At 34.4% G+C, this 15,403-nt stretch carries 15 protein-coding genes and 1 pseudogene; 4 read left to right on the top strand and 12 right to left on the bottom strand.

The features are described 5' to 3' along the window. Positions 1-38: 38 nt before the first annotated feature. The 11 genes from WFK35_RS04550 to WFK35_RS04500 form a co-directional block, all read right to left on the bottom strand. Positions 39-728 carry an OmpA family protein gene (locus tag WFK35_RS04550; RefSeq protein WP_214588994.1) on the bottom strand — a complete coding sequence of 230 codons (690 nt, stop codon included), beginning with the start codon at positions 726-728 and terminating at the stop codon, positions 39-41. A gap of 23 nt (positions 729-751) precedes the next feature. Continuing rightward, positions 752-1,246 (bottom strand): lipocalin family protein, encoded by a 495-nt coding sequence (locus WFK35_RS04545; RefSeq protein ID WP_087712458.1) that lies wholly within the window; start codon positions 1,244-1,246, stop codon positions 752-754. A gap of 125 nt (positions 1,247-1,371) precedes the next feature. Further along, positions 1,372-3,039 (bottom strand): S8 family serine peptidase, encoded by a 1,668-nt coding sequence (locus WFK35_RS04540; RefSeq protein WP_116097765.1) that lies wholly within the window; start codon positions 3,037-3,039, stop codon positions 1,372-1,374. Positions 3,040-3,043: 4 nt separating this feature from the next. Beyond that, the gene (locus WFK35_RS04535; protein ID WP_442891996.1) at positions 3,044-3,664 is read right to left on the bottom strand and encodes a WbqC family protein; all 621 of its coding nucleotides are present in this window, start codon (positions 3,662-3,664) and stop codon (positions 3,044-3,046) included. A gap of 112 nt (positions 3,665-3,776) precedes the next feature. Next, positions 3,777-5,438: a signal peptidase I gene (lepB, locus tag WFK35_RS04530; RefSeq protein ID WP_336731552.1), complete on the bottom strand. Its 1,662-nt coding sequence runs from the start codon at positions 5,436-5,438 to the stop codon at positions 3,777-3,779. 120 nt (positions 5,439-5,558) lie between these two features. Further along, positions 5,559-6,260: a 4-hydroxy-tetrahydrodipicolinate reductase gene (gene dapB / locus WFK35_RS04525; RefSeq protein WP_336731551.1), complete on the bottom strand. Its 702-nt coding sequence runs from the start codon at positions 6,258-6,260 to the stop codon at positions 5,559-5,561. A gap of 141 nt (positions 6,261-6,401) precedes the next feature. Beyond that, positions 6,402-7,043 (bottom strand): DUF5683 domain-containing protein, encoded by a 642-nt coding sequence (locus WFK35_RS04520; RefSeq protein WP_336690727.1) that lies wholly within the window; start codon positions 7,041-7,043, stop codon positions 6,402-6,404. Beyond that, the gene (locus WFK35_RS04515) at positions 7,044-7,934 is read right to left on the bottom strand and encodes a ParB/RepB/Spo0J family partition protein (RefSeq protein ID WP_214588987.1); all 891 of its coding nucleotides are present in this window, start codon (positions 7,932-7,934) and stop codon (positions 7,044-7,046) included. It abuts the gene before it with no gap. Positions 7,935-7,969: 35 nt separating this feature from the next. Continuing rightward, entirely contained in the window at positions 7,970-8,743 is a 774-nt protein-coding gene (locus WFK35_RS04510) for a ParA family protein (protein WP_076392187.1), read from the bottom strand. A 165-nt stretch (positions 8,744-8,908) separates the two neighbouring features. After that, positions 8,909-9,745: an energy transducer TonB gene (locus WFK35_RS04505; RefSeq protein ID WP_336731550.1), complete on the bottom strand. Its 837-nt coding sequence runs from the start codon at positions 9,743-9,745 to the stop codon at positions 8,909-8,911. 458 nt (positions 9,746-10,203) lie between these two features. Then, positions 10,204-11,490 carry an adenylosuccinate synthase gene (locus WFK35_RS04500; RefSeq protein ID WP_336731549.1) on the bottom strand — a complete coding sequence of 429 codons (1,287 nt, stop codon included), beginning with the start codon at positions 11,488-11,490 and terminating at the stop codon, positions 10,204-10,206. 142 nt (positions 11,491-11,632) lie between these two features. Between WFK35_RS04500 and WFK35_RS04495 the strand changes: the two genes are divergently transcribed. From WFK35_RS04495 to WFK35_RS04480, 4 genes and pseudogenes are all read left to right on the top strand, one after another. Continuing rightward, positions 11,633-12,229, top strand: a complete 597-nt coding sequence (locus WFK35_RS04495; protein ID WP_336731548.1) for a hypothetical protein — start codon at positions 11,633-11,635, stop codon at positions 12,227-12,229. 9 nt (positions 12,230-12,238) lie between these two features. Beyond that, on the top strand, positions 12,239-13,483 hold the full coding sequence (locus WFK35_RS04490) for a Shedu immune nuclease family protein (protein ID WP_336731547.1): 1,245 nt from the start codon (positions 12,239-12,241) through the stop codon (positions 13,481-13,483). Between the two features lie 261 nt (positions 13,484-13,744). Beyond that, a complete protein-coding gene (locus WFK35_RS04485; protein ID WP_336731545.1) occupies positions 13,745-13,993 on the top strand; it encodes a type II toxin-antitoxin system ParD family antitoxin in 249 nt (82 codons plus the stop codon). After that, a pseudogene (locus tag WFK35_RS04480) lies at positions 13,993-14,292 on the top strand (type II toxin-antitoxin system RelE/ParE family toxin). The gene WFK35_RS04485 and the pseudogene WFK35_RS04480 overlap by 1 nt, the downstream one beginning before the upstream one ends. A 48-nt stretch (positions 14,293-14,340) precedes the next feature. Here the strand turns inward: WFK35_RS04480 and WFK35_RS04475 are convergent. After that, entirely contained in the window at positions 14,341-15,009 is a 669-nt protein-coding gene (locus WFK35_RS04475; RefSeq protein WP_336731542.1) for a DUF2461 domain-containing protein, read from the bottom strand. Positions 15,010-15,403 lie beyond the last annotated feature (394 nt).

Genomic DNA, 15,403 nt, shown 5'->3' with positions numbered 1-15,403 from the left:
ATTGCGGTTATTCACGAAAATATTTATATGTTAAATAATTATTGACCGTTCTGTGCGTCGTTAATCATTTTTTCATTGGCAGTAATAGCGAATTCCACTCTTCTGTTTTTAGCTCTACCTTCTTCTGTATCGTTAGTGGCAACCGGCATACTTTCTCCTTCTCCTAAAGCAAATAATCTGCTTGAAGAAATTCCTTTACCCGCTAAATAAGCTTTTACAGAATTGGCTCTTCTTTCAGAAAGACTCATGTTATAAGAATCTGAACCTTTGCTGTCTGTGTGCCCGTAAATATTGATGTTTGTATCCGGGTTGTTTGTTAAAACCTGAGCCAGTTTATCAAGGTTTGTTTTTGCAGTACTTGTTAAAGCAGAAGAATTGAAATCGAAATTCACGATGCTTTCGCTTAATGTAATTTTGATACCGTCTCCTACTCTTTCTACCTGAGCTCCCGGTAAAGTTTCTTTAATTTCTCTTGCCTGCTTATCCATTTTAGAACCGATAACGTTACCTGCAACACCACCGATAATACCTCCTAAAACAGCTCCTAAAGCAGCATTTTTACCTTTTCCTACGTTATTCCCCAAAATACCGCCTATTACAGCTCCGGAAGCAACACCTACTGCTGTTCCTCTCTGCTGATGGTTGGAATTCTGTACAGCCTCACAGCTTGTAAGCAATAAAGCTGATGATAAAAATAACGCTCCGATATATGTTTTTGTAAATTTCATCTTTTTATATTTTTTATGTTAAATTATTTCATTCCTGTTCTTTCGAAATTGTAAACTACTCTTACATTTTCTCCATCGAAAGGAATATTCTGTTCCAATGAGAATTGGTCTGTATTCTGATTAATCAGCGTTAAAGTATAACCTGCTGTATTTTGTTTTGCTTTTGTACCGTCAGCAATTTTTTTGAAATTAAATGTGTTTCCGCTTACCACATCAATCTTAATTGGCTGTGTAAATCCTGTTCCGCACGTTCCTCCTCCGTTTAATGTATAAGCTCCTGTCCAGTTATTAGGAATTAGTCTCCAGTGACTTCCTACGAAACATTGTGCATCTACTCCATCATCAAATGGCTTTACTTTAAAATTTTTATCATAATTCACACTGACGATCTGCCAGTCGCCTTTCATTTTCAAAAATTCTGATCTTTGGGTTTGGGCTGTTTTAGCGTTATTCACCGCGGAACAAGACACTGCAAAAAGCGCTGTTCCCAACATCCCTGCAAGTAGTAACTTTTTCATTTTGTTGTTTATTATTTTGTTACAATAAAGTTACAAAAAACCGTGCCAAAATTAAATATTACCAATAAAAAAAGTCCGAAAATTTCGGACTTTGTATGTTTCTTTCTTAAATACAGGAAGATATACTATTTTTTAACAGTCTTTTTTACGGATTTTTCAGCCTTCTTTGAAGCACCTCCTTTTCCGTTATAGAAGTTTGTATATGCATATTCCGCTGCTTTTTTAAGATCAATTACACCTCCTGCTTCAGAGAAATCCCCAAATTGGTTTGCAGTACTTGGGTTGCTTGATTTTACCAATGATTCTATGATCTGTGCCGGAGTTAAATTAGGCATATAGGCTAATAAAACCGCTGCAGCTCCTGCTACAACCGGAGAAGCCATAGAAGTTCCCTGTAAATATTTATACTCATTGTGAGGAACGGTAGAATAAATTTCTTCACCCGGAGCAAAAACATTTACCATTTTCTTATTGAAGTTGGAGAAACTCGCTCTTAAAGCATCATTTTTATTGGTACTTGCTCCTACAACCAATACGTTGTTTACAAATGGTTTTTCATCTGTTACATTTTTAAAGTTGGTAGGATAAGCTAAATGTTCTGCAACATCTTCGTTTTCATTTCCTGCAGCTTTTACCAGAAGAACTCCTTTATCCTGAGCATATTTAAATGCATCCCAAACTACATTTTTACCTGGAGAAACCGGCTTTCCGAAGCTCATGTTTAAAACTTTAGCTCCGTTATCTACTGCGTATCTTATTGCGTTGGCAACGTCTTTGTCTCTTTCGTCACCATTCGGAACTGTTCTTACAGACATGATTTTTGCTACTTTCGAAGCAACTCCATACTGTATTTCTTTTCCGTTGGGAAGACCGGCAATAATTCCCGCTACGTGAGTTCCATGTTCTGCATCCGGACCTTCGTAATGGTTGTTTCCATAGTTTTTCTCAGAATAGTCGTCATAGTTATCTCCTACGATTTCTTTTCTCGGATCGTAATCCAGATTGTATTGTTTTTCCTGAGGACCAAAATAGTCTAAAGCTTCTTTAATCTGACCGCTCATTGCTTTTTCGAATTCAGCAGCCGATTTTCCTTTAAATTCAGGACTCTGCGCAACCTGTGTTAAAACCTGTACAGCCATTGCTTCTCTCTGATCTGCCGGTTTTATAGCGGCAACATTTTCAGGAGTAAGAGGTTTTCCGTTCAGTAGTTTTACCATTACGGGAATTGCCTCATTAATCATGGAATAGGTTTTGAAACCCTGTTTTGCTTCCACACTTTTCTTGGTGAAAAGATCTTTGGCTTTCATATACATAGCAAATTCTTCAGGCATTTTAGCTTGATTTGCTTTGTTTTTTGTAGAGTCGTCTCCTTCAAAAACAGGCTTATATTTAGCAACAACTCTGGTTACCTCCATGTTATCGATATCAATATCTCCGTTTTTTCCACCGATGAAATTCCATCCGTGAATATCATCGATGTAACCGTTACCGTCATCATCTTTTCCGTTGTTCGGCACTTCGTTAGGATTTGTCCAGATGTTTTTTACCAATCCGGGATGATCTACCTGAACTCCGCTATCTAAAACTCCAACCAAAACTGTTTTAGGTTTAAGACCTTTAGATTCTAAAAACTTATAGGCATTTTCTGTATTTACCCCATAAACTTTCGTTGTAGCAAAATCTTTATGATACCACGTCATAAGATCTTTATCCTGCATCGGATCTTTTGCTTCCTGCGCTTGAGAAAAACCAATCCCTACTAAAAAAACAGCAGCTAATAATACCTTTTTCATTTTACTATGAATATTTAATATTTTTAATATAAGTCAAAGATTCCGGTCCTTTGTTACAAATTAAGTCCAAAACTGATAAATCTTTCAAAAAACCACGTTTATCAGAGAACGTTTGATAATATTTGTCCATTTCGTATTCTGAAGGTAGTTTGGCTGAAAATTGATCTCTGAAATTAATTTCTTCCGGAAATTTGATATATTCTTCATTCAAAGAGTGTGCCTTTTCTGTTTTAAGGATCTGCTGAACGATTTCAAGAGTTTTCAGGTTAAAATCCAACAGATATTTTTCTTTCAGATCGTAAATCTTTCTGAATTTATCTTCATAAAATTCAAAATACGGAGAGCTTTGATAGGCGGTTTTAATGGATTTCCAATGCAGATTCCTCCAGTCTTCACGGTGAGAAATTTCAATATCCTTAAATTCTCTGCATCCGTTATGAGCAATAGGAATGATTAATGATAATTTTCCGTTGGCTCCGAAAATATTAGCTCTGTTTCTGTACGTCTGTTTCGGAAAACTTTCAAACTGTTCAAATACAATTTCATTTTCAGGATCTAAAAACACTGAAAACCAAGAAATTGGCGGCAGATAAAACGCCGGTAATAATACATTCTTCATATTCATAATGCAAAAATGAAGTATTTTTTCAAATACTTCATTCTATTTATAATTTATTTTTTCAATTAAATAATTGATTTCGAAACTTTGTCAAAGATTTAAACTTTGACAAAGTGAATTACACATCGTCTTCCGTCTTCTTCTTTCTGAATAATTTCACGAAGTATTCCCAACCGAAGAACAGAATAAGAATCATCGCTGCAATCCACCAATAAGAGGTTTTGTTGGCTTCTCCTGTATTGGTTGCTTTAAACATTCTTTCCCAACGAACTTTTTTAGGAGCCTGATAAGTAGAACTTGCATCCGCAAACACTCCCTGAACACTCATCCAAGTAAACATTGGCTTTCCAACGATATTTTCTTCAGGAACAAAACCAAAGAATCTTGCATCCAAAGAAGCATCTCTGTTATCTCCGACCATCATATAATAATCCTGCTGAATAGTATACTGATTGGTTTCTTTTCCGTTGATGAAAATTTTACCGTTTTTATTCTCTAGCTTATTGTGTTCATATTGTGAAATAATCCACTGGTATTCCGGTAAGGTTTCCTGATTGATTGTAACCACATCTCCTTTTTTAGGAATTTTTAAAGGTCCGTACCAATCCTGATTCCAAGGTTTGTTGATTGGGAAAATAGACTGGGTAGTGTCAATACTTTTGGTGTACGCTGTTTTATCAGCATTTAATTTATAAGAAATCGTAGCAGAATCTTTAGGATAGATATTTTCTTCCATGCTGATCACGTTCGGTAAAGATTTAATCTCTTTAGCCGTTTTATCAGTAAGTCCCTGAAACATATAAACAAATCCGCCGCTTTTTTCGTTCTGAATTTCTCTAACAGGCAAAAATCCGTAAATGTTATAAAGTCCCAGAATATCCAACTGCGTTCCTGTGCTTACTGTATACGCGTGCTGAACTTCCTGATCTCCTAAAAATGTTTCAGCTTTTCCGTTAACGAAAAGTCTTCCGGCTCTCATTTCGAAAGTATCTCCCGCAACAGCAACACATCTTTTTACATAAGGATCTTTTCTGTCGATGGCAGTATGCACGGAATCCTGTGGATAATTGAAAACAACGATATCCTTTTTCTGAGGTTTATTGAACTGAAAAATTCTTTCATAAGGTAATTTCACAGCATCTACATAAGATTTAGGATCATCTTTCGGGTTTCCTTTTTCTCCTGTATCCATGATGGTTCCCTGAAGGAAAGGAATTGCAAGGGGACGCATCGGAAGTCTGTATCCGTAGCTCCATTTGTTTACGAAAAGGAAATCACCTACCAATAAAGTTCTTTCCATAGATCCTGTCGGAATTCCGAAAGGCTGCGTTACAAAAACGTGAATTATTGTTGCGAAAACTACCGCAAACGTCACAGATCCAACAAATGAATCTTTCTTTTTTGCACTTTTTTCTTCGTCGGTAAGGAAGATGGCATTTTCATCTTCCAATTCAACATCTTTTCCATAATTTATCGTTGCCATGTAGATAAACGGAAGAATGACTGTAAGAAGCTGATCTTTGAAGAGCGTTTTCCCGAACTTTTTCACTAAATACAAATGAAAAACAGACATCATAATAGGTCCCACGATTGGCAGATACGATAAAATTGCCCACCATTTCGGATGTTTTGTCTCTTTTAAAATAATGAAATAGTTGTAGAAAGGAATAAACGCGAAAAGCGGACTATATCCTAATTTTTTGAACAGTTTCCACGTGGAAATCCCCATCAATACAGATAAAATGAGAACATAAACTGCGTACGTTAAAAAATAATTCATAAATTTTTGTGCCTAATCTATAATATAATTGATGAATGATGTCTGATAATGATGATAAATTCACTATTAACGTTTCATCATTCACTCTTATTAGTTTGCAATGTAAGAATTTTGTTACAATTAAAGTCCCAAAACATCCTTCATCGTGAAATTTCCTTTTTTGTCTTTAATCCATTCTGCCGCAACCACTGCACCCAATGCAAAACCGCTTCTGTTGAACGCGGTATGTTTGATCTCGATTTCGTCCACTTCACTTTTGTAAAAAACACTGTGTGTTCCCGGAACCTCATCTTCACGAATGGCAAAAATCCCCAGCTGACTTCCCTGAGTTTCTTCCAGTTTCCAGGAATCGAATTTCGGATTGTTTTTAAAAATTCCTTCGGCGATGGAAATTGCTGTTCCGCTTGGAGCATCTAATTTGTGAATGTGATGAATTTCTTCTAACTGACAAGAATATTCGTCTACATTTTTCATTAAATCTGCCAGTTTTTCGTTTAAGGCAAAGAATAAATTAACGCCGAGACTAAAGTTTGAACCATATAAAAAAGCAGTTTCTTTTTCTACAGCCAGTTTTTCAATTTCAGTTTTTTTTTCCAGCCAGCCCGTTGTTCCGCAGATCACAGGAATTTTGTTTTCCAGACAGGCTTTGATGTTTTCATAAGCAACTTCCGGTAATGAAAATTCGATTACAACATCCGGATTATTGAGATTTTCAGCAGTTGGAGTTTCTTTTAACCGGGCAACAATTTCGTGTCCTCTTTTAGTGGCAATTTCATCAATGATTTTGCCCATTTTACCGTATCCAACTAATGCTATTTTCATGTACTTCTTTATTTAATTTTATAGTCTAACGCAAAGCCCGTAAAGATTTCTTTAAAATCCTCCTCCATATTCTTCGTTCGCAAAGGCGTTTGACTTTGTCGAATCTTCGGTTTCACTAAGCTAAGACTGCATTACTTATTTTTAAAATCTGTAACTTAAGCTTAAGCCTGTTTTCGGAGGTGCAATTCCGTACTGATCCTGAATCATTGCCGGATTAAGCGTAAGATCCGGATCGTGTCTTGCTTCGTATAAATGAGCATCAACCACTGCATCAACAATGTTCAGAATATAAATTAACCCTGTAATCGCAATGGCGTAATCTCTCTGTCTCTTGGATCTGTCCTGTGCATTTCCGAGAGCCACTTTATCGAGCCAAGGATGGCTATCAACAAATTCATTTGGAGTTCCGTTGAGTTTTGCGATGTAATATTCGCGGTATTTTCTGTATTGGTTGTCATTCCAGACTGCAATTCCTACTCCCGCTCCTACTGCTCCTAAAACAATAGGAACTTTCCAGTATTTTTTATTATACACCTGTCCCAATCCGGGAAGTACAGCAGAATACAATCCTGCTTTTGTAGGATTCAGCTTTAGCGTTTTTCTCGTAGGCCCGTTTGCTTTTTCCAGATCTGCAACAATTTTTGTTTCAGTTTTGGTATTGTTTTTCTCTACTGCAACGCTATCTTTCGGACGGTAGTCTACCCGAATCGTGTCATTACGATTTACCTGTGAATACGCAGCTGCAAACAGACACAGAAAAAATGTGAAAAGTATTTTTTTCATTTATTTAATATGGGATAAAATATATTCCAATTCGTCTTCATTTTTGAAGTCCAGAACAATTTTACCTTTTTTACCGTTTGGAGAGGCTTTGATTTCAACTTTTACATCTAAAATATCTGCAATTGTTTTCTGCGCTCTTTTATAATTGTTGGAAAGCTCGGCTTTTGCTTTTTTCGCTGCCGGAGATTTCGGGTTTTTAATGGCTGTAGCTGCCTGTTCTGCCTGTCTTACATTGAGTTTTTCTTTGATAATAAGATCAAACAAAATCTGCTGATGTTCCTCACTTTCAAGACTGATGATGGCTCTTCCGTGTCCCGCAGAAATTTCTCCGCTTCGGATCGCATTCTGAATATCGGGATGCAGTCTCAGTAATCTGATGGAATTTGTAATGGTACTTCTGTCTTTCCCTACTCTCTGGCTTAGATTTTCCTGAGTAAGACCGATCTCTTCCATCAATCTCTGATACGTTAATGCAATTTCTATCGCATCAAGATCTTCTCTCTGGATGTTTTCAACAAGTGCCATTTCGAGAAGCTCCTGATCATTTACCAGACGGATGTATGCCGGAATAGACTCTAATCCTGCAATTTTACTTGCGCGGTAACGTCTTTCTCCGGAAATGATTTCAAACTTTTCGCCGTCTTTTCTTAAGGTAATCGGCTGAATAACGCCCAAATTTTTAATCGACTGCGCAAGTTCGTTCAATGCTTTTTCGTCAAAATAAGTTCTTGGCTGAGACGCATTGGGATAAATATCTTCTAATGCAATTTCTACGATATTCCCTACAAACTTATCTGCTCCCTCATCGGTGGCAGAATTGATCGTTGCTTTGGATTCGGCACTAAGAATTGCGCCCAAACCACGTCCCATTGCTCTTTTTTTATCCTTCATATTTTGTTTTTAGCGTTTAGCTTAGCTAGCTGCTTTTAATTCTTTACTAATTTCTCGTTTTTCAATAAAACTTCTTCTGCCAACTGAATGTACTGTATTGCTCCTTTACTTTCTGCATCGTAATTCAGGATACTTTCTCCGAAACTTGGCGCTTCGCTTAATCGTACGTTTCTGCTGATAATCGTTTCGAACACCATTTCAGGGAAATGAGAATTTACTTCTTCCACGACCTGATTGGATAGTCTCAAACGGCTGTCGTACATCGTAAGAAGCAAACCTTCGATATCAAGATCTTTATTGTGGATTTTCTGAACGTTTTTGATGGTATTCAGTAATTTTCCAAGACCTTCCAATGCAAAATATTCGCACTGAATCGGAATGATTACAGAATCTGCTGCTGTAAGTGCATTTACCGTAATAAGACCTAAACTCGGCGCACAATCGATAATAATATAATCATAATCGTCTCTTACGCTCTGTAAAGCTTTTTTAAGCATATACTCACGCTCTTCTTTGTCGACAAGCTCAATTTCCGCTGCTACCAAATCGATGTGAGAAGGTACAATATCCAGATTCGGAGTTGCTGTTTGTTTGATGCATTTTGAAGTCTCCACGCTGTGCTCCAAAAGATTGTATGTAGAATATCTTACGTCTTCTACGCCTAAACCTGAAGTTGCATTCGCCTGAGGATCTGCATCGATGATTAATATTTTTTTCTCTAATACCCCTAATGCTGCGGCTAAATTAACAGCTGTTGTTGTTTTCCCAACTCCTCCTTTCTGATTAGCGATACCTATGATTTTTGCCATTGTTAGAACTTTAAGTTTCAAAAATACACATTTTTCCCTGCTCTTAATAAAGGGATAAAACGAAATTTGAGTTAAAATATTGTTAATAAGCAATTTAGCAATAAAAAAAATTATCCACAAAAAAAATTCTTTGTGGATAACTGTTCAAGATTTGTTTTTTATGTCTTATTGATCAAATTTCATTGTGATCGGAAATTTGAAATAACTTCTTACGGATTCACCCTGTTTGTTTTTTGCAGGTGTCCATTTTCCTTTAATTGATCTGATTGTTCTTACCGCCTCACTATTGAAATCCGCATCTGAACCCGCAGCCTTTATTCCAGAAATGGTACCGTCTTTTTCTACAATGAAAGTAATCGTAGTTTTCATTACCTCGCCAGAATCAAAGGCTGATCCGTCAAAATTACTCATTACTTTATTTCTGAACGAGTCTATTCCACCATCAAAATTTGCTTCTTTTCCCAAATCTACACTATTGAAAATCTTATTGGGATCCTCTTTAGGTACTACTGGTGGAGCCGTGGTAATTACAGGACCAGTTCCGATAGTTGGAGTTGTTGGTACATAAGTATTCGGTGGAGCAGTTTCTCCATCAGGATTATTTCTTGTTCCTGCAACAGCTCCTTCAATTTTCTCTACAACTTTTTCATTGGTTACATGAGAAGTAGGTGTCGGAACCGTATCATCGAATGTTTTTACAGGAGCAGATGGTGCTTTTGGAGGCAGAACTGCTACTGGAGGTGGTGTATCATCATATTCATGAATAAGAATTGGTGGAGGTAATTCATACCCTCCTTCGTCAGTCACTTCGGGATTCTTAAATGCATTAATCGCAAGCGGAGTTAAAGAAACGGCAGCCAATACACTGACTCCTATAAAAAATGCTTTTGTTAAGATTCTGTCTGATTCTCTTCTTAATACATAAGCTCCGTATTCTTTGTTACGGTGTTCGAAAAGAACTTCGTTAAAACGAAATTCCTGATTTTGATTTGTGTGTTTCATCACTAAAATATTTAAACTGTTAAAAAAATTTGATTATTAGTTTTTATGATCTTACCAATAAGCATTGATTCAATATCAAATTTTCTGCCAAATATTTGTTAAAATGATAACGTTTTTAAAATTTTAATGTTAAATAATAAAATTAACTATGTTGCAAATAATAAATTCCTGAGTTTAAATATTTTACGGAAAAAGTTAAAATTGAGACCTGCATTTTAGCCCAGATTGAGCGGCATGTGTGAGCTCTTTTCTTAGTTTCGGCGGCTGCTTCGCAGCCGCCGAAACTAAGAAAAAGCGAGTAGCGAAAGCTGGAAAAAGCTTCTGAAAATGGAATTAGTTGATAGTTGAAATTTACGGAATGAACAGAAAGCGGAAATTTAGTTTTTAAGAATCAAAGTATCCAATAAAAAAAGAGACCACCGTTTGATGATCTCTTTCTGTATGTTGAAAAAATATTCTTAGAATAATTCTTTTCTGATGATGTTCTGGCTTCTTTCGGGACCAACAGACACCAAATAAACGTTGATTCCTAAATATTTCTCGATAAACTCGATGTATTCCTGAGCGGTCTGCGGAAGTTCGTCGTAGCTTCTGGCTTTCGTGATATCTTCATTCCAACCCGGCAAATCCTGATAGATCGGGTCGTAGTTGTATAATTTTTCGGTGGATGAAGTGAAATAATCGATGATTTTTCCGTCTTCGGTTTTATAATGCGTAACTACTTTCAGATTTTCAATTCCTGTAAGAACGTCTAATTTTGTAATCACTAAATTATTGATTCCGTTGATCATACAAGCGTGCTTTAAAGAAACAAGATCTAACCAACCCGTTCTTCTCGGTCTACCTGTCGTTGCTCCGAATTCTCCTCCGATCTGTCTGATTTTCTCACCCAGTTCGTTATCCAGTTCTGAAGGGAAAGGTCCGTTTCCAACTCTTGTACAGTATGCTTTGGCAACACCAATTAAGTTCTGCAACGAAGTCGGCGGAACTCCCGCTCCTGTACAAACTCCTCCTGTAGACGGAGAAGAAGAAGTTACGTAAGGATACGTTCCGAAGTCGATATCCAGCATTAAAGCCTGCGCTCCTTCGAACAGAACATTTTTACCGTCTCTGATGGCTTCGTTCAGTTCAAGTTCGGTATCTACGATTCTGTGCTGAAGCTGTTTTCCGATTTCTAAATATTCGTTGTAAATTTCTTCAACGTCCAATGTAGGTTTTCCGAAGTATTTTTCAAAAAGAGAATTCTTGATTTTTAAGTTTTTCTCGATTTTGTCTCTCAAGATCTCAGGATTCAAAAGGTCGATCATTCTGATCCCCACTCTTGCAATTTTATCTTCATAGCAAGGTCCGATCCCTTTTTTTGTTGTCCCGATCTGCGTTCCTCCGTGTTCTTCTTCACGGTACGTATCCAAAAGAATGTGGTAAGGCATGATGACATGCGCTCTTCTGCTGATGAAAATGTGATCTGTCTTTAAGCCCTTGCTTTCGATCTGATTCACCTCCTTAATGAAAGATTTAGGATTTACCACTACTCCGTTGGCAATGATACATTTCCCTTTGCACTGAAGAACTCCCGATGGAAGAAGGTGCAAAACGAATTTCTCTTCACCTACATAAACCGTGTGACCCGCGTTATCTCCCCCCTGGAAACGTACAACGTAATCTGATTTTGCCGATAAAACATCCGTGATTTTTCCTTTACCTTCATCTCCATACTGAAGACCTACAACTACGTAAGTTGACATATTTTACTTTTATTTTAGATTCATGCAAAATTACTTTTAAAAAATTGGGTGGGCAAATTTGTGGCGGATTTTATTTTTTGGGTGGGTGGGAATCATGTGGTTGAAAGTTTTTTTTTGTTTTTATATATTTACATTAAAATTAATGATGGAACACTCTGAACTAAACAACCAAGCATTAATAAATATTAAAGATTCTAATATTTTTAATGAATTTTCTATTTCAAACGATGACTTTAAAAAATTAAGTGGTTGGACTATCATTGCAATGTTTCTTGTAGAATCAAGAAATTCTTTATTATTAATTGAAAAATCAAAAAAAATAAATGACTTTACACATATTGAGGAAATAACATTTTCAAATGGTTTATTTAAAAATAGCATTCTTTCTTATTGTAAATGTTTTTCAAGCTCAGGTAAAGGTCAAATTTCATTAGATGCCAAAAATATTTATGCAAATAGAAATGACTTATTAGAAATACATCAAAATATGATGGAAATTCGTAATAAATATATTGCTCATAATGATAATGAAAATGGTTTTGATATAGCAATCTCATATACTTCTGAAAATAATAATGAAATAATCTTTTCTCAAACTTACACCTTTGTAATTCCGTATGAAAATTTTAAAAAATTTACCGAAACAATTCAATATTGTGAAGAACAATTAATTATTAGATTTAATAAAAAAATAGATAAATTAGAAAAAGAAATAGGAAAAAAAATTATCTTCAAATAAAAAATAACCATGAGCTATATTCCTCAAAAAGAAAATATAACAATTAATACTTCAGACAAGTTAGTATATGAATATTGCAATATAGATGGAAATCCAATATTCAAAGCCATTGAAATTGATAAAGTCAATGATAAAATCATTCTAAATATTTATCGAGTAAATAGAAAAACAGATGAAATAACAATAGGAAAAATTAAAAAAATTGAATTTACAGGATGGTCAACTTTAGCAGAATTACCTTCTTTTTTTAAAAAGGTTTATGGCAGAGTTGAATATTATGGCTTCCATTCAAAAGCAATAAAAAGAGTTCTACGAACTATTAGTTATAAATTTAAAAATCTAGAAAAAATAAATATCTCAAAAACCACCTCAACTAGATTCAATATTAAAACTATTACATTTTTGTGGAGTGATTTAGAACCTATTCTTAAAAGGTTAACCTATGAAACAAATTCTAATGATAAAAACACAAAACTTTTTATAAATAATGAACTTTCAAAGTTAACAACAAAATTTTCAAAAGAGCCTCGAAATTTATATTATGGTGATTTAGAAAGATTCATGTCTAGATATGATTCATTTGATAAAATAACAGATTCAGATATTGCATCAATTTCTAATCTCTTAAGTTTACTTCCGAAAAATAAAATATCAGTTACATCAAATTTTATTAAAACTAAGGATAAAATTAATATCGCATTTTTTGAAAACATTCTAGAACAATTTGCAAAATTGAAAAGTTCGAAAAATGATAATGAAAAAGACTGGCAAAATTTCTTTGAAAAAAATGGATGGATTGTCTCACATTTATTTCCTTATGATGTAATTTTAAGACAAAGAGAAGCTTACGTTGGTGGCAAAACAATTGAAAATCAAGATGGAAAAGTCGTTGATTTCTTATATCAAAATGGCTTTAAAGACAATTATGCTTTATTAGAAATTAAAACTCATAAAAAAGATTTATTGAAAAATAAAGCCTATAGAGGAACCGATGTATTTTCAATGTCTGAAGATTTATCGGGAGGTATAAATCAATGCCTAGATCAGAAAGATAATTTTTTAAAAGAATTTGGAAAGGAATATAAAATAATTGATCCTAAATGTATTTTAGTTATAGGACTACGAGAAAACCTCAAAACAGAACAAATCAACTGCTTTGAATTATCAAGAAGAAATCAGAAAGATGTGGAAATCGTCACATTTGATGAATTAGAGAAAAAAATTGAAGGTTTATTAAAGGTTTTAGCAACATAATAGAACTATTAAATAAAAGCTTTTCAATTATGAAAAGTTTTTATTTATATATCATTTATCCATCGAAACCACATCCAAAACCCCAATCTCCTCCAAAAACACCCCATCATGCGAAATCACCATCAAAGTTCCATGATAATCCTTAATAGAATTCGTCAGAATTTCCACATTTTGAAGGTCTAAATTATTCGTCGTTCATTAAGTATTAATTAATTTTGAGCGAATACCAATAATTGACATCTTTGATTTAAAATTAAAATTATGGCAAAAAACACATCCATCTTATTAGGCGATTATTTCGATAACTTTATCAGTCAACAGATTAAATCGGGAAAATTCTCTTCTGCAAGTGAAGTTGTGAGAGCTGCGTTACGAATGTTTGAGTATGAGGAATCTAAAAAATCAGAATTAATCAACGAATTAAAAAAAGGTGAAAAATCCGGATTCGTGGAGAATTTTGACCGTAAAGAATTTTTGAAAAATCTTCATCAGAAATATTCTGCTGAATAATGAAATACAAAATCAGCAAAGAAGCATCAATTGATTTAGAAAAAATTTGGCTGTACACATCCGAAGTCTGCTCAAAAGAACAGGCAGATCATTATTTCGACTTACTGATGGATGAAATTGAATATCTATCTGAAAATCCAAAATCAGGAAAAGATTATAATGAAGTATGAAAAGGGTATTTTCGTTCAAGAGTGAAATCACTCTTTATCTTTTACAAAATCAATCTTAAAAACGAAGAAATTGAACTCATAAGAATTCTTCATCAACAGATGGACATTTCTACAAGATTGGAAGAATAAATCAACCCTCGCAGGTTTTGAAAACCTGTGAGGGTTAAACAAATTCACCTACAAAAAAGGCGTATTCAGAAAATCATTCAAAGGCTTCATCACTTTAAAGATTTTGGCAAGATTTTTCACGGCATTTTTATCGAAAACTTCTTCATCTTTCAGGTTATAAACCACGATGAAACTTTTCAGTCTGAGGTACTCTCCCATCGGATCTTCCTTTTCAAAACCCTGCGGAATTTTTTTCAGCTTATCATCCTGATCAAGTTCCGGAAAATACTTTTTGAATTCTTTATTATTGATTACTTTAAGGAAATCCTCTCCATATAAAGAAATTTCCTTTCTCAACTCCTTTAAAACTGAAGATTCGGGCATATAAATTCCTCCTGCAATAAATGACTTCCCCGGCTCCAGATGAAGATAATATCCGCCTTTCTGACTTCCTTTTCCCATTCCCAATGACGCTCCGAAATTCGTTTTATAAGGAATTTTATCCTTTGAAAATCGTGTATCTCTGTAAATTCTGAACAGAGATTTCTTGGCATCAATTTTTCCTAACTCATCATCAAAACCTGCCATTTCCTTAATGAGATCATCAAGAAAAGCAATCACATTTTCCTGAGATTCCGTGTAAAGGTTTTTATTTTCCGTAAACCATTCGCGATTATTGTTAACAGTGAGTTGATTAAGAAACTCGAATACTTTTGGAGAAATTGTTGCAGACATCATTCTGTAAAGTTTTTTATTTTAAATTGTAAAACTGATAATTTGTAATGATTCAAATGTACAAAAACCGGACTGTTTTCAATTATACTTTTTCCACACAAATAACCAAATAAAGAATTTAAATGGATCTGAAAGTTTAAAATTTTTGAAAATTCATAAATTCCAGAGAAAAAATAAAACACATCTAATAAAAAAAAACAATGGTTAACATCTTTATAATTTGCGCCCTATTTTTTTGCATTTAATTTTCAAAATAAAAGTAAAATATTAAAGGATTCTGAATTTAAGTTTAATTATTTAAAAATAATTCAAAAACAAATCAAATATTTATTGTATATTTGCAGAAATTTTATAATATTTAATGAATTTATTTACGGAGACCAATTTAAGTCCTGAT

This window comes from Chryseobacterium sp. VD8 (assembly GCF_037149975.1).
GTDB lineage: Bacteria > Bacteroidota > Bacteroidia > Flavobacteriales > Weeksellaceae > Chryseobacterium > Chryseobacterium indicum.
The sequence above is the reverse complement of the archived record's forward strand: the minus strand, read 5'-3'. Positions and strand labels throughout refer to the sequence as shown.